The sequence below is a fragment of the Streptomyces sp. NPDC005811 genome, from assembly GCF_040630405.1.
In the GTDB taxonomy this organism is placed as follows: Bacteria; Actinomycetota; Actinomycetes; order Streptomycetales; family Streptomycetaceae; genus Streptomyces.
In genome coordinates, this window is sequence record NZ_JBEXXK010000004.1 from 255,290 (window position 1) to 271,605 (window position 16,316).

At 72.5% G+C, this 16,316-nt stretch carries 14 protein-coding genes; 7 read left to right on the forward strand and 7 right to left on the reverse strand.

The genetic code is table 11. The features are described 5' to 3' along the window. Positions 1-20: 20 nt before the first annotated feature. Entirely contained in the window at positions 21-1,943 is a 1,923-nt protein-coding gene (locus ABZ490_RS06235; RefSeq protein ID WP_358984929.1) for a GMC oxidoreductase, read from the reverse strand. After that, a complete protein-coding gene (locus ABZ490_RS06240) occupies positions 1,940-2,353 on the reverse strand; it encodes a hypothetical protein (protein WP_358984931.1) in 414 nt (137 codons plus the stop codon). The genes ABZ490_RS06235 and ABZ490_RS06240 overlap by 4 nt, the downstream gene beginning before the upstream one ends. Positions 2,354-2,574: 221 nt before the next feature. On the opposite strand from ABZ490_RS06240, the gene ABZ490_RS06245 reads away from it, so the two are divergent. Continuing rightward, complete coding sequence (locus tag ABZ490_RS06245) at positions 2,575-3,438, forward strand: peptidase (protein ID WP_358984934.1); 864 nt, start codon at positions 2,575-2,577, stop codon at positions 3,436-3,438. Positions 3,439-3,453: 15 nt separating this feature from the next. Here ABZ490_RS06245 and ABZ490_RS06250 read toward each other — a convergent pair whose 3' ends face one another. Continuing rightward, positions 3,454-4,380: a GNAT family N-acetyltransferase gene (locus ABZ490_RS06250; RefSeq protein WP_358984937.1), complete on the reverse strand. Its 927-nt coding sequence runs from the start codon at positions 4,378-4,380 to the stop codon at positions 3,454-3,456. Between the two features lie 177 nt (positions 4,381-4,557). Here ABZ490_RS06250 and ABZ490_RS06255 point away from each other — a divergent pair, with 177 nt between their 5' ends. Beyond that, positions 4,558-5,286, forward strand: a complete 729-nt coding sequence (locus ABZ490_RS06255; protein ID WP_358984939.1) for an FAD binding domain-containing protein — start codon at positions 4,558-4,560, stop codon at positions 5,284-5,286. A 4-nt stretch (positions 5,287-5,290) separates the two neighbouring features. Here the strand turns inward: ABZ490_RS06255 and ABZ490_RS06260 are convergent, their stop codons facing one another. Together ABZ490_RS06260 and ABZ490_RS06265 are read right to left on the reverse strand one after the other, a co-directional pair. Then, positions 5,291-6,337: a DUF6745 domain-containing protein gene (locus ABZ490_RS06260; protein WP_358984942.1), complete on the reverse strand. Its 1,047-nt coding sequence runs from the start codon at positions 6,335-6,337 to the stop codon at positions 5,291-5,293. 62 nt (positions 6,338-6,399) lie between these two features. Next, the gene (locus tag ABZ490_RS06265; RefSeq protein WP_358984945.1) at positions 6,400-6,726 is read right to left on the reverse strand and encodes a hypothetical protein; all 327 of its coding nucleotides are present in this window, start codon (positions 6,724-6,726) and stop codon (positions 6,400-6,402) included. 182 nt (positions 6,727-6,908) lie between these two features. Here ABZ490_RS06265 and ABZ490_RS06270 point away from each other — a divergent pair, with 182 nt between their 5' ends. Genes ABZ490_RS06270 through ABZ490_RS06290 form a run of 5 tightly spaced genes read left to right on the forward strand, consistent with a single transcriptional unit; the run spans position 6,909 to position 12,051 of the window. Further along, positions 6,909-7,862: an STM4015 family protein gene (locus ABZ490_RS06270; protein WP_358984947.1), complete on the forward strand. Its 954-nt coding sequence runs from the start codon at positions 6,909-6,911 to the stop codon at positions 7,860-7,862. Positions 7,863-7,872: 10 nt separating this feature from the next. Next, the gene (locus ABZ490_RS06275; protein ID WP_358984950.1) at positions 7,873-8,997 is read left to right on the forward strand and encodes an STM4014 family protein; all 1,125 of its coding nucleotides are present in this window, start codon (positions 7,873-7,875) and stop codon (positions 8,995-8,997) included. A gap of 16 nt (positions 8,998-9,013) precedes the next feature. Beyond that, a complete protein-coding gene (locus ABZ490_RS06280) occupies positions 9,014-9,829 on the forward strand; it encodes an STM4013/SEN3800 family hydrolase (RefSeq protein ID WP_358985113.1) in 816 nt (271 codons plus the stop codon). Next, a complete protein-coding gene (locus ABZ490_RS06285) occupies positions 9,826-11,157 on the forward strand; it encodes an STM4012 family radical SAM protein (RefSeq protein ID WP_358984953.1) in 1,332 nt (443 codons plus the stop codon). Before ABZ490_RS06280 ends, ABZ490_RS06285 begins: the two co-directional genes overlap by 4 nt. Positions 11,158-11,166: 9 nt before the next feature. Then, complete coding sequence (locus ABZ490_RS06290) at positions 11,167-12,051, forward strand: STM4011 family radical SAM protein (protein WP_358984955.1); 885 nt, start codon at positions 11,167-11,169, stop codon at positions 12,049-12,051. A gap of 59 nt (positions 12,052-12,110) precedes the next feature. Here the strand turns inward: ABZ490_RS06290 and ABZ490_RS06295 are convergent, their stop codons facing one another. Both ABZ490_RS06295 and ABZ490_RS06300 read right to left on the reverse strand, forming a co-directional pair. Beyond that, positions 12,111-14,132 carry a glycoside hydrolase gene (locus ABZ490_RS06295; protein WP_358984959.1) on the reverse strand — a complete coding sequence of 674 codons (2,022 nt, stop codon included), beginning with the start codon at positions 14,130-14,132 and terminating at the stop codon, positions 12,111-12,113. A gap of 129 nt (positions 14,133-14,261) precedes the next feature. Next, a complete protein-coding gene (locus ABZ490_RS06300) occupies positions 14,262-16,307 on the reverse strand; it encodes a beta-galactosidase (protein WP_358984962.1) in 2,046 nt (681 codons plus the stop codon). Positions 16,308-16,316: the final 9 nt, after the last annotated feature.

Genomic DNA, 16,316 nt, shown 5'->3' on the forward strand with positions numbered 1-16,316 from the left:
TGCTCCTTAAGCGGGGAGGATCACTCCGTCCCCCGGTCGGCGAGGATCACATCGCTCGCCTTCTCGCTGATCATGTAGACGGGCAGGGCGACGAAGAATCCGGGGATGCGGGGGAACACCGAGGCGTCGACCACCCGCAGCCGGTCCACCCCGCGCACCCGGAAGTCGCTGTCGACGACGGCCGAGGGATCGTCCGCCCGCCCCATCCGGCAGGTGCAGGACGCGTGGTGGCCCCACGCCTCGTCCCGGACAAAGCGGCGTATGTCCTCGTGGCCGCGGACCTCCTTGCCGGGCCACAGTTCCTCGCGGATCACCGGACCGGCCCTGCGGTTCATGCCGCGCACGAACTCCATGGCGTCGGCCATCGCCTCGAGATCCAGGTCGTCCTTGTCGGTGCCCTCGGCGAAGTAGTGGAAGTTCACCAGCGGGGTGTCCCGGGGATCGGCCGAGCGCAGTCGCACCCGGCCCCCGGTGTTGTGGGTACGGCTCTTGAGGACGGCCCAGGTGAAACGGTCCCGGTGGCGGGTGAGGTCGAGGGAGTAGCCGGGCCGGTAGCCACGGAAGTCGAAGGGCCCGCCGAAGACGAACAGATCGGGAGCGTCCAGCTCCGGGAGGGACTTGCGGGTGATGCCGACGACGGCGCCATTGGTCGTGTACAGCCCCTCGCCCCGTTGCCAGGCCCGGTAACAGCGGTCCGGCGTTGTCCCGGGCCGCGGCGCGTGGAAGTCGCAGTCCGCGACGACGGGGAACTCCCGGTCCATCCGGCTGACCACGCCCACCTCGTACCGGTCCTGCAGATGCGCGCCCACCCCCTGCAGATCGACCCGCACCGGGATGCCGTGCCGGCTCAGTTCCTCACGCGGTCCGATGCCCGACAGCATGAGCAGCTGCGGCGAGTTGAACGCCCCGGCCGCCACGATCACCTCGCGGGAGGCGAGGACCCTGCGCAGGACCGGCGGCCCGGCGGCCGGCCCGCTCGCCGGGTCCGCCCGGTAGACGTGCGCCCCGTCCAGGTAGTCGACCCCCGTCGCCGCCCCGCCGCCGTCCAGCACCACCCGGGCCGCCAGCGCGTGGGTACGGACCACCAGACGGCCCGGATGCTCGCGCTCCACCGCCCGGACCCGCTCCCGTACGGCGCTGCGCCGCCCGTCCGCCGTGGAGAGCGGGATCTGCCACAGCCCTTGCAGCGCACGCGTCTGCGCCTGCCAGTCGTTGGGGTCGACGAAGGAGCCGAGCCCCTCCAGCGGGGACAGCGGCCGGTCGAGGAAGTCGGCCAGCGCGCTCTCCGCGGCGGAGAGGATCACCTTCAGCAACTGCTTGTCCTGGACGATCAGTCCGGGATCGGCCAGGGCGGTCGGCAGCCAGCCGTCGAAACCGTGCCGCGCGCTGTTGCGGTACCGGCCCGCGAGGAACGGCAGCGCCTTCAGCAGCGCCGCCAGCAGCGGGATCGCGGGCGGTTCCTTGGGCCGGGGACGGTACGCGCAGCGCTCCAGCCGCTCGAAGTACCCGCGCATGGCCGTGGAGTGCCAGCTCGGGTCGCCGGTCTCCTCGGCGATCGCGTCCCAGTCGCGGTTGTACGGATAGACCGTGATCAGCGCGTGGTGCGCGGTGCAGCCGCCGACGGTGCCCGCGCGCGGGTAGAGGACACCGTCCCGGTCCGCGACGAACTTGCCGTCGCGCCGCTGCTGCCGCTCGTCCTCGTAGTGCCGTACGAAGTAGTTCCAGCACTGGACCGGGTCCTCGGAGGCGTCGGCGTGGAAGGCGGGGACCAGGTAGGCGTCGTTCTCCGTGGCGCCGCCCGCGTCGAGCAGCAGGGTGCGCCGGCCCGCCGCGGCGAGGTTGGCCGCGAGCGGCCCGCCTCCGGCACCGGCGCCGACGACGACGTAGTCGAAACCCGTCTCGGCCGGGGGAGCCGCATCGGGCCCGGGCAGTGCGGGGGTCATGTCCGCCTGCCCTTGGCGCAGTCGCGCGGCGGGAGGCCGGCCGTGACGGCCAGGGCGGTGTTGGTGGCCGAGATGAGCGTGGTCAGGATCGCGGTGCGCGGTGGGAGCCGGCCGCTGAGACCGAGCATCGCCGCCGTCGCGGTGTCGCTGGCGTGGATCAGGATCCCCTCGTGCACGTCTTCCCGGAGCCGCTCGCCGTAATGGGTCAGCAGATCCAGGCCGAGCAGGACGGTACGGATGCCGAAGAGCCGGAAGGCGTAGACGGCCGCCGGGCTCTGCGGCGCGCGGCCGGGGTCCAGACGCCGGATGAGCAGCTCGGGCGCCAACAGCCCGGTGGCTCCGTTGAACACGCGGATCGCCGCGAGCGCGTAGAGCGGGGCGGCGCGGGGGACGGCATGCTTCACGGCCATGATCTCTCCTGAAGCTGCGGTGAAAACCCCCCTGGAAAAGCCCGCATACCAGTCTAGGAAATGTGCCGCTCATCTGCACCTCAGGGCAGGGTCGCATTCAATTGAATTCGACACTTCTGTCTGCCCATTGAATTCTCCCGAACGGGCACAGGTCACCCTTTCGGCCTAGTGTGGCGAGAGGGGGATGATTCTTGTGGGGGTCGAGGGACGGGAGAACCGAAATGGGCAAGGTCGCCACCAACAATTTCCAGACGTATCGAGCGGTCGCCAGTTTCGAGAGGGCAAGGGAAGTCGCCGCCACGACGTCACCGTTCACCATCGAGGTCCGCTTCCTCGGCGGACTGACCAGCCATCAGCAGGACGCCTTCGCGGCGGCGGCCGACCGGTGGGCCCGGGTCATCGTCGGTGACCTGGACACCGCTGTCGTGGGCGAGGACATCATCGACGACCTGCTGATCGAGGCCGAAGGCGTGACCATCGACGGCCCCGGCCGCATCCTGGGCATGGCCGGACCCACCGATTTCCGCGACGGCTCGGCACAGTTCGGGGCGGATCTGCCGGCGAAGGGCGTGATGCGCTTCGACGCCGCCGATCTCGCCCAGATGGAAGCGGAGGGCACACTCGTCGACGTGATCACCCATGAAATGGGACACGTCCTCGGCATCGGCGTCCTCTGGACGCACTTCGGTCTCCTCAAGGGCGCCGGCACCGAGAACCCCACCTTTGTGGGCCTGGGCGCCATGTCCGAGTTCGCCTCACTCCTCGGCGAAATCGAACCCGTCCCGGTACCGGTCGCGAATTTCGGCGGCCCCGGCACCCAGGACAGCCACTGGCGTGAGGCCGTCTTCGTCAACGAACTCATGTCGCCGTTCATCTCCGGCGCGGGCAACCCGCTGAGCCGGATGACCGCCGCGAGCCTCGGCGACCTGGGCTACAAGGTCGACCTCGAGGGCGCCGAGCCCTACAGCCTCCCGGATCTGCTCAGGATCGCCCGGGAAGGCGCCCTCGTACCCCACACCGCGCCGATCGGCGACGGCATGATGCTGCCCGCCGTCCCCACCCGACTGCCCGCCGCGACCCCCTAGGGCCGGTCCGGCCCTTCAGCGCAGTACGGCCTCCCAGGTGTCCACTGCGTAGTGCACGCCCATCCCGTTGCGGGCGTACAGCTGCGGGGCACCCGTGGCGTTGGAGGTGTCCACGCCGAGCCCCACGGTCTCCCGGCCCCGGGCGGCGAAGGCCGCGAAGGCGTGCCGCAGCAGCAGCCCGGCCAGCCCGCGCCCCCGGGCCTCGCGCAGCACCCCGAGGCTGCGGATCCAGCCCATCGCCTCACGGTCGTCACGGGCCAGCAGGAACCCGGTGTCCCCGAGGTCCTCCGTGCCGACGATCCACACCAGCGACCAGTCGAGCCCCTCGGCGTCCACGTCGTGCAGCCACGGTTCGTAGCCGCGCGGCTGGAAGTCGAAGTGCTCGGCGAACGTGGCCTGGTACAGCTCGTGCACCCGCCGCCGGTCCGCCTCGGTGGCGCACGGGCGCAGCCGCACCCCGGAGGGCAGGGCGGGCGCCCGGTCCCCGTCCGGGTCCAGCGCCCGGCGCAGCACGTGATACCGGCGTACGACGGACCAGCCGCGTTCCGTCAGCAGCGAGGTGTCCAGCGTGGGCGCGACGTTGAGGTGCAGATGCACCACGGCGCGCCCGGCGCCGTTCTCCCGGGCCCGCTCCAGCGCCCGCGCCTCCATCGCCTCCAGGACGAGCCGTCCGGCGTCCTGGCGGTCGGGCAGGACGTAGTGGTCGATGTCGACGCGCTCGCCCCCCGACTCGTCCCACAGCAGCCCGTAGGCCACCAGCCGGTCGTCCGCGAAGGCGAGCCAGGAGTCGCGCTCCAGATCGGTCCCGGGATGCTTCAGATCGGCCTCGACGGTGTGCAGATCCGTCTCGGGCCGGCCGATCTCGATCAGGTCGACGGCGTTGAGCAGTTCGGTCACGGCGGGCGCGTCGGTGAGAGCGGCGGGACGCAGGACAGAGGACATGGGGCAAGGGTCGGCAGCGGGAGGACCGGCCGCAACGCATTTTGTCCTGGCACAGAGTGCCGCCATGAGCCCTGTATGCGCCCCCGTGCGCCTGGGCAGAATCCGTTCTGCCATTGATCACACGGGGGAGTGACACGTGTCTCCCCTCGAACTACCCGGGAAGGCAGGTCGGTTGTCGTGCAGTTGCGTCTTCCCTCCTCCATATCCGACGCCCAGCGCTGTCTGGCCGAGGGGGCGGTACCGATCGGCGGGGCCACACTGGTGTGGGCCGCCTGGCAACGGGACGGCTTCCCGGAACAGGCGGTGTCGCTGCGCCACGTACCGGAGGCGAACGTCGTCGGCGCCGAGGAACTCGGCGGGGCCGTCCTGCTGCACCGCGTCGACGCCACCGTGCCCGAGGTGCTGCACCGGGCGGCCTCCGGCATCGGCACCGGCGCGGTGCGCCGGACCGCCACCGTCGGCGGCAACATCGTCGGCTCCACCCTGCGCTGTCTGCTCCCCGCGGCCCTGGTGCTGGACGCCCGCGCCACGGTCCTGGAACCCGACAGCGTGTACGACACCGATCTCACCGAGCTGGTGGCCAAGCGTCCGCTGCTGCTCGGCCTGCGCTGGCGCACCCCCCTGGTCAGCGGTTACCGCAAGGTGGAGGGCGACGCGGGCGGCCCGCCCCCGCTCGTCGTGGCCGCCGCGGTGCACGCCGACGGCGACGCCGAGGCGCCCGCGCTGCTGCGGGTGGCCGTACGCGACGGCTACGAGGTGCTCAGCGAGAGCACCCCCTTCACCGCGGACGCCGACCAGGTGCTGCACGCCCTGGAGCGGACCGACCTCGCCGCCCTGCCCGCCCCGGCGCGGGCACAGCTGCGCGAACAGGTCACGGACGTGCTGGCCCGCACTGGCGAGGTCTGAGACCTCAGGTCTCCACCAGCGGCCGGTACACGTCCGCCGCCAGCCCGAACGTCCAGGCGACCCCCTCCCGCGCCGTCCGCGTCGACGGCGGTACCCGCAGCCAGTACGTGCGCCGGGTGCCGTCCGGCTCCGGCGTGGAGTTGACGACCTCCACCATCACCACGGGCTCGTCGTCCGCGAGGTCGATCCGCCACAGGATGCCCGTCCCGTCCCGGTGGACGGGGCGGGCACCGGAGTCCGCCAGATAACGGTCGTAGCCGTAGTACTCCAGCATCACCCGGCGCAGTTCGGCGTTCTCCTCGGCCCGGATCCGCTCCGGGGTGAGCGACGGCAGCTCCGCCAGGAAGGCGGCCGGCACCGGCATGCCCCGCCAGGCGTACAGGGCGAAGCCGTCGGGGTAGGCGAGCGCCGGGCCGTCGCCGTGGTCGAGCCGGCCCGCCTCGTCGCGGTGCAGCGCCACCGGCCGCTCCGACACCACCGCCACCTTCGCGAACGGCCACCACCAGCCCGCGGTGCGGGACACCGTGGCCAGCCCGTCGAGCGGGCCGCCGTCGGTGGCGAACGCGGCGAGCCACGGCGCGTCGTGCTGCCCCAGCACCGCGTCCAGCAGGATCAGCCGTATCCGCGCGGCCTCCTCGCCGGTGTCCCCGCCGGCCAGTTCCTCCAGGAGCCCGGTCCGGATCCGCTCCACCAGCGCCTGGGTGGAGTCCCACAGCCGGCCACCCGTGGCCGCCCAGTGCGCCGGCCAGCCCGCCGTGCCCAACTCCGAGTGCAGCACCTGCCGCTCCTGCGCCCAGGGGGCGCTGCGCACGGTCTCACGCACGCTCGGCCCCGTGTCCGCCATCGCCCGGATCAGCGTCACCGCCTCGCGCGGCGAACCCGCCCACACCACCCGCTCCGGCTCGGCCAGCCCGGCCTGCCGGTAGGCCCGGCGCACACCGGCCTCGGCCGCCGCCCGGTCGGCGGGACCGGTCGCCGTGGCGCACGACCGCCACGCGGCGAGATTCTCGTCCGAGGCCACGGCCCCCACCTGCACACCCGTCGTCGTCATCGGTCTTTCCCCCACTCCCTGTTCACCCTTGTTGCGTCCTGCTCGTCCCGCCCCGGCCGGGTTCAGTCCGCGACGATCCGCACGGACCCCGGCACGTACTCCCGCTGCCGGATCACCCGGTACCAGCCCTTCGGCAGGGGGATCACCGCGTGCTCCTCGTGCACCACCCGGCCGCCCTGCGGCAGATGCAGCAGCAGCGGCCCGAACGGCCCCGGCTCGCGCACCAGATCACCCGGCCCCACCACGGCGTGGGCGTGCCCGGTGACCTCGCCCAGCGCCAGCACCAGCCGCCCCCGCCCGTCCCGTGCCTCCCGCGGCGCCTGGGCGACATGCGGCGGCACCGCCGCCGTGTCCACGGGCACGATCAGCACGTCTCCCTGCCGGTACATGGCTCTCCCCTCACCGCCGGGTGCCCTCGCACCGGCCTCATGAGAACGACCGTACGGGCCACCACTGACAACGCCCCGGACCCGCCCCGCAACCCCGCCCCCGCCGACGGCCGTTGTCAGTGCCTGTTGGTACAACTGCGGGCATCAGGGATCGCACACGTTTTCCGCACAGGAGCAGCCGTATGTCCTACGCCACCCATCTCGTCTCGCTGTACGGGCTGCCCGCCTACTCCTTCCCGGGTCCCGACGCCCCGACCGGCGACCTGCCCGACGCCGACGGCTTCGCCTGGCGGATCACCAGCGACGTCTACGACTCCGACGAGCCGTGGACGGCGGCCTTCGACCGCTTCTGCGCCACCGTCGACACCACCCGTGTACGCGCCCTGATCGTCGGCCCCTGGCAGGAGGCGTACGACACCGAGCCCACCGTCGTCGTCGACGCCCTGGTCGGCGCCCGCGACCGCTTCCCCGCGCTGCGCGCCCTGTTCGTGGGCGACATGGAGTCCGAGGAGTGCGAGATCTCCTGGATCAACCAGACCGACGTCACCCCGCTGCTCGAGGCCTACCCCGCGCTGGAGGAGCTGGGCGTGCGCGGCGGCTCCGGGCTGAAGTTCCCCGCGGTGCGCCACGGCGCGCTGCGCAGGCTCGTCATCGAGGCGGGCGGCCTGGGCGCCGAGGTGGTGCGCGGGGTCGGCGGCAGCGACCTGCCCGCCCTGGAGCACCTCGACCTGTGGCTCGGCACCCCCGACTACGGCGGCGACAGCGAGGTCGCCGACCTGGAGCCCCTCCTGTCCGGCGCCCGGCTGCCGCACCTGCGTCATCTGGCCCTGCGCAACAGCGAGATGCAGGACGCCGTCGCCGCGGCCGTCGCCTCCGCGCCGGTCGTCGCCCGCCTGGAGGTGCTGGACCTCTCCATGGGCATCCTGACCGACGAGGGCGCCGCCGCGCTGCTCGGCGGCCAGCCGCTCACCCACCTCAAGAAGCTCGACCTGCACCACCACTACCTCACCGAGCCGCTCCAGGACCGCCTGCGACAGACCCTCGCGGGCGTCGAACTGGACCTCGACCGCGACGACGCCGACGAGGACACCGAGGACGACGGCACGGTCTGGCGCTATGTCGCCGTGGGCGAGTGAGCACCCCCGAGTGAGCACATCCGCCCCGCCGGCGCCGCGTTTCGCGGTGGTCGGCAACCCCGAGAACCGCCGCGTCGCCCTCTTCGGCGACGCGGTCCTCGCGGCCGGCCTGCCCGCCCCGCGGATCGTCCCGTGGACGGACGTCCTGCGCGACGGCGGAGCCGACTTCGCCGCCGACGAGACCGTCCGCGTCGACTCCCCCGGGGAGAACACCGAGGTCGACCGGATCCTCCGGGGCCCCGGCGACCCCACCCGGGTCGAGGGATCGGCCCGCTGGTACGCCCGCCTCACCGCCGCGGTGCGCGCTCTGCGCGGCGGCCGCCGCCTCGACGACCCGGACGACCTCGCCGTCCTGTTCGACAAACGCCGCTGCCACGCCGTCCTCGACGCCGCCGGGGTCCCCGTGCCCGCCTCGCCGACCTCGGGTCCGGACGCGGCCGAGGTGCGCGGCTGGGACGACGTACGGGCCCTGATGCGCGCGCACCGGATGCACCGGCTGTTCGTGAAACCCGCGCACGGATCGTCCGCGTCGGGCGTCCTCGCGGTGGAGGCGGGCGGCGGCGGCCGGATCAGGGCCACCACGTCGGTGGAGCTGGCCGAGGACGGCCGGCTGCACAACTCCCTCAAGGTGCGCCGCTACGAGAGCGAGCGGGACATCGCGGCCGTCGTCGACGCCCTCGCCCCGGACGGCCTGCACCTCGAACGCTGGCTGCCGAAGGCCTCCCAGGAGGGCCGCGCCGCCGATCTGCGGGTCGTCGTCGTGGCCGGCCGGGCCACCCACGCGGTGGTCCGCACCAGCCGCTCACCCCTGACCAATCTCCACCTCGGCGGCAGCCGGGGCGACCTCGACGCCGTCCGCCGGTCCTTCGAGGCGGCCGGTACCCGCTGGGCCGACGTCCTCGGGGTGTGCGAGCGGGCCGCCGCCTGCTTCCCGCGCACCCTCTGCGTCGGCGTCGACCTGCTCCCGGCCGTCGGCTGGCACAGGGCCGCCGTCGGCGAGGTCAACGCCTTCGGCGACCTGCTGCCCCGGCTGACCGGCCTGCCCGGCAGCGGCGCCGAGGGACTGGACACCTACGGCGCCCAGGTGGCCGCCGTACTGCACGACCGGCACGACAGAGGAACACCCCATGCCTGAACCCCACCCGCCCGCGATGAAGGACGTCGTCGGCAGCCACGACATCCTCCTGGTCACCCTCGACACCCTGCGGTACGACGTGGCCGCGGAGCTGGCGGAGGCGGGCCGCATCCCCCACCTCGCCCGGCATCTGCCCGGCGGACGCTGGGAGGAGCGGCACGCCCCGGGCAGCTTCACCTACGCCTCCCACCAGGCGATCTTCGCGGGCTTCCTGCCGACCCCGGCGGCGCCCGGCCCGCACCCGCGGCTGTTCGCGGCGAGCTTCGCGGGCAGCGAGACCACCGCCGACGGCACCTTCGTGTACGACACCCCGGACCTGGTCTCCGGCCTGGCGCAGGCCGGCTACCACACGGTGTGCGTCGGGGGAGTGGGCTTCTTCAACAAGCAGGGGCCGCTCGGCTCGGTGCTGCCCGGACTCTTCCACGAGTCGCACTGGGCACCGGAGTTCGGCGTCACCTCACCGCACTCCTTCGAGAACCAGGTCGCCTGCGCGGAACGCGTCATCGCTGAACTCCCGCCCGAACAGAGGCTGTTCCTCTTCGTCAACGTCTCCGCCCTGCACCAGCCGAACTGGTTCCATCAGCCCGGTGCCACCCGCGAGGCCGGCGACACCCGGGAGACCCACGCCGCCGCCCTGGAGTACGTCGACCGCCACATCGGCCGGCTCCTCACCGCCGCCAGCAGCCGGCGCCCCTGCTTCGCGATCGTCTGCTCCGACCACGGCACCGCCTACGGCGACGACGGCTACACCGGCCACCGCCTCGGCCACCCGTCGGTGTGGACCGTGCCGTACGCCCACTTCTTCCTGGACCCGGCGGAGGCCGCCCGATGACCACCGCGACCGCGGCAACCCCCTACCAGCACTACGTCTACGCCTACCCCCACAAGACGGCCTACCGGAAGCTCACCGACCGGCCGGCGCTGCGGAGCCTGTGGGCGGCCGAGCCCAAGGACGCCCTCTCGCTCTACCTGCACATACCGTTCTGCGAGGTCCGCTGCGGCTTCTGCAACCTCTTCACCCGCATCGGCGCCCCCGACGGCCTCACCGGCGCCTATCTCGACGCCCTGGACCGCCAGGCCACGGCCGTGCGCGAGGCCCTCGGCGACACGGACGCCGTCCGCTTCGCCACGGCCGCGTTCGGCGGCGGCACCCCCACCTTCCTCACCGCCGCCGAACTGGAGCGGCTCTGCGACATCGCCGAGCACCGGATGGGCGCCGACCTGCGCGCGGTCCCGCTGTCCGTCGAGGCCTCGCCCGCCACCGCCACCGCCGACCGGCTCGCCGTCCTCGCCGAGCGCGGCGCCACCCGGCTCAGCCTGGGCGTCCAGAGCTTCGTCGAGACCGAGGCCCGGGCCGCCGTACGCCCGCAGCGCCGCACCGACGTCGAGAGCGCCCTCGCCCGCATCCGCGACGCGCGCATCCCGGTCCTCAACATCGACCTCATCTACGGCATCGACGGCCAGACCGAGCAGAGCTGGCGGCACTCGCTGGACGCCGCCCTCGCCTGGCGCCCCGAGGAGCTCTACCTCTACCCGCTCTACGTCCGCCCCCTCACCGGCCTCGACCGGCGCGCCGCGACCGGCCCCGACCCGGCCTGGGACGAGCAGCGACTGAGCCTGTACCGGGCGGGCCGCGACCACCTCCTCGCGCACGGCTACACCCAGCAGTCCATGCGGATGTTCCGCCGCGCCGACGCCCCGCCCCAGGGCGCCGACGACTACGCCTGCCAGACCGACGGCATGATCGGCCTGGGCTGCGGAGCCCGCTCCTACACCGCCGGACTGCACTACTCCTTCGACTACGCGGTCGGCATGCACGAGATCCGCGGCATCATCGACGACTACGTCACCACCACCGACTTCACGCACGCCGAGGTCGGCCACGCCATGACGCCCGACGAGTCCCGCCGCCGGCACCTGCTGCAGTCCCTGCTCCAGGCCGAGGGACTCGGGGTCGCGGACTACCGCGCGCGCTTCGGCGGCACCCCCACCGAGGACTTCGGCCCGCAGCTCGCCGGATTCGCCGACCGGGGCTGGCTGACGGAGGACTCCCGGACCGTGCGGCTCACCGCCGAGGGCCTCGCGCACTCCGACGCCATCGGCCCCGAGCTGTTCTCCCCGGCGGTGCGGGCCGCCATGGCCGCCTACGAGAGGAAGTGACCGGCCGCCATGGACCTGACCCTCCTCTACCGGGGCCCGCTCGCCTCCTGCGACTACGACTGCCCCTACTGCCCGTTCGCCAAGCGCCGCGACTCCACCGCCCAACTGCGCGCCGACCGCGCCGCGCTGGAACGCTTCGCGGCCTGGGCCACGGACCAGAAGGACGACCGGCTCTCCCTGCTCTTCACACCCTGGGGGGAGGGCCTGGTCCGCTCCTGGTACCGGCGCACCCTGACCGAGCTGTCCCACCTCCCACACATCCGCCGCGTCGCCATCCAGACCAACCTCAGCTGCCGTACCGACTGGCTCGCCGACGCCGACCCGGAGACGCTGGCCCTGTGGTGCACGTACCACCCCGGCCAGACCCCGTACGACCGCTTCCTCACCAAGTGCCGCGACCTCGCCGACCGGGGCATCCGCTTCAGCGTCGGCGTCGTCGGTCTGCCCGACCACCTCGAAGCGGCCCGCCGCCTGCGCGCCGACCTGCCCGAGCACGTCTACCTGTGGATCAACGCGGCCGAGGGCCACACCTACACCGACCCCGAGGCCGGGGACTGGACCGCCCTCGACCCGCTCTTCCCGTACAGCCGCCATCCGCACACCAGCGCCGGACTGCCCTGCCGCACCGGCGAGTCGGTGATCTCGGTCGACGGCGAGGGCACGGTCCGCCGCTGCCACTTCGTCCCCGCCGCACTCGGCAACCTCTACGACGGCACCTACCGCGCCGCCCTGCGCCCCCGCGCCTGCCCCCTCGCCGTCTGCGACTGCCACATCGGCTACGTCCACCTGGAGACCCTGCCGCTGTACGACGTCTTCGCCGGCGGAGTCCTGGAACGCATACCGACAACCCAGACCGCCCGCACCACGAAACTCGCGGTACGGGCGGCACCCTGAAGGGGCGAGGGGAACTGCGCGAACGGCCACGACGACGGCCGCAGACGGACGACGGCAGATCAGGACGTCACGTCGGTGATCCTCCACCGCTGATTCGACCCGGAGTTGGGCTGCCAGGTGGTCACGGCGGCACCCTCGTTGGTGGCCTGGCCGCCGACCTCGAGGACACGGGAGGTGGCCACATTGACCAGCGTCCACGTGCCGTCACCCGTGGTGGACAGGATCCACTCAGTCGCCGGGTCACGCTCACCCGTGTCGGGCTCGACGACCGGCACATTGTCGCGCACAGCGAGCCGCTTGCCCTCCGCCGGGTTGGCGAACACGTACCGCTGACGGTTGCCCTTCTTGCCGTGGCGCGCGTCGAGCTGCCACTCCTGCGCGACCGTGCCGTTGGCCGCACCGATCACCAGGTTGGTGCCGTTGGCCCCGACGGTGACGGCCTTGCCGCTCTGCACACCGGTCAGCGTGTAGGAGTGGCCCTTGCTGAAGAGCCCCGCGTTCTTCGCGACACCCGAGACACCCTTGACGGAGAAGGAGGTCACGGACTGGGCGGGCACGGTGTAGGTGGCCTTGCCGTCGACGACCTGCACCGGGGCCTGCCGGACGAGCTTGCCGTCGGCGCTGGTCACGGTCGGGGTGACGGTCGCGTTGCTCTTGATCGTGCGGAACTTGGACAGGTCGATGGTGACCGTGCGGGCCGCGGCGGTGCTGTTGACGTGGACCAGCGAGGCGCCCTTGCCGTCCTTCGTCACGGCCGCGGCGCTGGAGGTGTCGTCCACCTTGATCAGCTTGTCGCCGGGCTTGATGAAGTGCGTGAAGTTACGGGCCGTGTCGAACTTGGTGTTCGTGTAGATCGGGCACGACTGGAGCGTGTCCGCGCTGGTGCAGCTGAACGGGAGCTGGATGGAACCCCAGTTGCCGCCCTTGGCGGACTCGCCGCCCGGCTTCATGTTGTCGTAGTCCTCGACCGGCTGCCAGAACACCCAGGCCTTGGGCTCCAGTTCGCGCAGGTCGTTGACGATCTGCTGGGCGAGACCGAGGCCCGGCCGCATGTCGGTGAAGCTCTGTCCGTCGCCCCAGTCGCCCTCGACCTCGCTCATCCACAGCGGCTTGTCGGCGGCCTTGGCGAGATCGCGCACGGTGGTGCGCTGCCCGGTGCCGTAGGTGTGGACGTTCATCTGCCCGACGGCGTCCTTGGACGCCTGCGAGTAGGAGTTCCAGTTCGTCGCGAAGATGCTCGGGTTGGTCTCGTCCATCGCCGAGATGTCGGCCTTGACCTTGGCCTTCTTCAGCGCGGCCGGGAGCGCGGCGAGTACCTTCTGCTGGAGCTCGGGCCCGATGTGGGCGCCCTCCTGCCGGCCGCCGACGGGCTCGCCGTCCGAGCCCAGACGGGTGCTCCAGTAGCCGGTGTTGGGCTCGTTGAACGGGTCGACCGTGTCGACCTCGATGCCCTCGGACTTCTCCAGGAGCTTGGTCGCCCCGGCGAGATACGCGGCGAAGTCGTCGACCGAGTCGGCCTTGAGCTGGTCGGTGTTGGCGTTGAACCCGCCGGAGACGTACCCGCTGACGGTCATGAACCACGGCGGGGAGTTGCTGAACGTCTCCCAGTGGTCGATGTCGTTCTTGATGCGGTTCACCCACCAGCGCTGGGTGGCGTCGGCGTCCTTGTTCCAGTCCGCCTTGTCGTCCGCGCTCCACCAGTCGGTGTCGGTCCGGGTGGTGCCGGCGGGCGCCTTCCACCAGCCCTCGACCGCGCCGCCCGCGCGCAGATAGTCCTTGACGTCCGGCGCGTTGCCGCCGCCGATGTTGTAGCGGGCGATGTTCAGCGCGAGCCCGTCGTCGCCGAAGAGCAGCTTCGCGAGCTTCTCGCGGACCGCGGGCGGGTAGTCGCCGGTCGCGTTGGCGAACCAGACCAGGCTGGTGCCCCAGCCCTCGAACTTGTCCTGCTGGTACGACGGATCCGGCGTCACGGTGACGGCGGCGTCGGCCCGTGCCTGAGCAGGGACGCTCAGCAGGGCGGCCCCGGTGGCCAGGGCGGTCAGCGCGGCGGCCCCGAGGGACCGTCTGGTACGGCGTGCCATCAATGCTCCCAACTGCGGTGCGGTCGCTGTGGTGGGCCCCTCCCGCCGCGCGGGCAGGAGGGGATGGCCCCCGGCACGGGTCAGGCCGTGCCGGGGAGTCGTGGGGTGCTGCCTGTTGTGCTGGAGGACCTACAGGGCCTGGCGCAGTACGGCGACCGCGCGCGGCCCGAGGACCAGGGCGCCGTCCGTGCGGTCGTCGCCGACCAGCACGTCGCCCGCGAGGCCGGTCACCGGCACCGTCTCGTCGGTGCGGTTCACCAGGAAGAGGAAGCGTTCCGACGCCCCGCGGCGGACGGTCAGCTCGACCCGGCCCCGTGCCTCCTCGGGGAGTTCGCTGCTCACCCCGGCCGGCTCCAGCAGCCGCGGCAGCAGCGAGCGCAGCCCCTCGACGCCGAGCCGGGTGGAGACGTAGGCGGCGGAACCGGTGCCCGTGGTGCGCCGGGTGATCGCGGGCCGGCCGGCGTGCACACCGGTGCGGTAGCTCGCGAGGACCTCGGTGTCGGCCTCGTCGGTGACCGTGATCCGGTCGGTCCACAGGGTGCCCGGGCCGGCGCCGTCCAGCTCGACGTCCTCCCCGGCGAGCAGCGGGCCGAACTCCTCGATGCGGATGCCGAGCAGCTCGCGCAGGGCGCCCGGGTAGCCGCCGAGCCAGACGTGGTCGTTCTCGTCGACGACACCGGAGAAGTAGGTGGTGATCAGATGGCCGCCCTGTTCGGCGTACCGCGTCAGCTCCTTGGCGAGTCCGGCGGGCACGACGTGCAGCACGGGCGCGATGAGCACCTGGTGGCGGGAGAGGTCGGCGCGGGTGGTGACCAGGTCGGCGCGCACACCCAGGGCGAGGAGCGCCGAGTACCAGTCGAGCGCCTCCTGCCGGTAGTCGAGCAGCGAGGTGGGGTGCGAGTCCTGCTCGCTCGCCCACCACGAGTCCCAGTCGTAGAGGATGCCGACGGCCGCGGTCTCCCGCTCCGCGCCGGCCACGGGGGCCAGCGCCTCGAGCGTGGCGCCGAGACCGGCCACCGCGCGGAAGACATCGCTGTCGGCGCCGGCGTGCGGGACCATCGCCGAGTGGTACTTCTCGGCGCCGGCCGCGGACTGCCGCCACTGGAAGTAGCACACCGCGTCCGCGCCGTGCGCCACGTGCAGCAGCGCGTCACGGGCCAGCTCGCCCGGCCGCTTCGCCACGTTCACCGGCTGCCAGTTGACCGCGCTGGTGGAGTGCTCCATCAGGAACCAGGGCCGCCCGGCGGCGATGCCGCTGGTCAGGTTGGCGGAGAAGGACAGCTCGTCGCGGTCCTGCGGGCCGGGGTGGACGTAGTGGTCGTTGGAGACGAAGTCGATCTCGTCGGCCCAGTCCGGGTAGTTCATGCCCTTGGTGTTGCCCATCACCATGAAGTTGGTGGTGACGGGGATGTCAGGCGTGATCTCCTTCAGGATCTCGCGCTCGGCGACGAGGTGGTCCTTCAGGGCGTCCGAGGAGAACCGCTTGAAGTCCAGCTGCTGGGTCGGGTTCGGGTGCGAGGCGGCCAGCCGGGGCGGCAGGATCTGCTCCCAGTCGGTGTAGCGCTGCGACCAGAACGCGGTGCCCCAGGCGTGGTTGAGGGCGTCGAGCGTGCCGTAGCGGGCGCGCAGCCAGACGCGGAAGGCGCGGGCCGCGTCGTCGGAGTGGTCGTAGACGTTGTGGCAGCCCAGCTCGTTGGAGACGTGCCAGGCGACCAGCGCCGGGTGGTCCTGGTAGCGGTCGGCGATCGTGCGGACCAGGCGCAGGGCGTGCTCGCGGAAGACCGGCGAGGTGGGCCGCCAGTGCTGGCGGGCGCCCGGCCACAGCGTCTCACCGTTCGCGGTCACCGGGAGGATCTCCGGGTGGGCGGTGGTCAGCCACGGGGGAGGGGAGGCGGTCGCGGTCGCCAGGTCGACGCCGATGCCGCCCGCGTGCAGCAGGTCCATGACCTCGTCGAGCCAGCCGAAGTCCCAGGTGTCCGGGCCCGGCTGGATCTTCGCCCAGGAGAAGATCCCCACGGAGACGACGGTCACGCCGGCCTCCCGCATCAGCCGGACGTCCTCCTCCCACACGTCCCGGGGCCACTGCTCGGGGTTGTAGTCGGCGCCGTAGGCCAGTCGCGGGGCGGGGTCACCGTCCGCCCCGCGCAGCATGCGGGACTGGAGGGTGGAGATCATGGCGGTCCT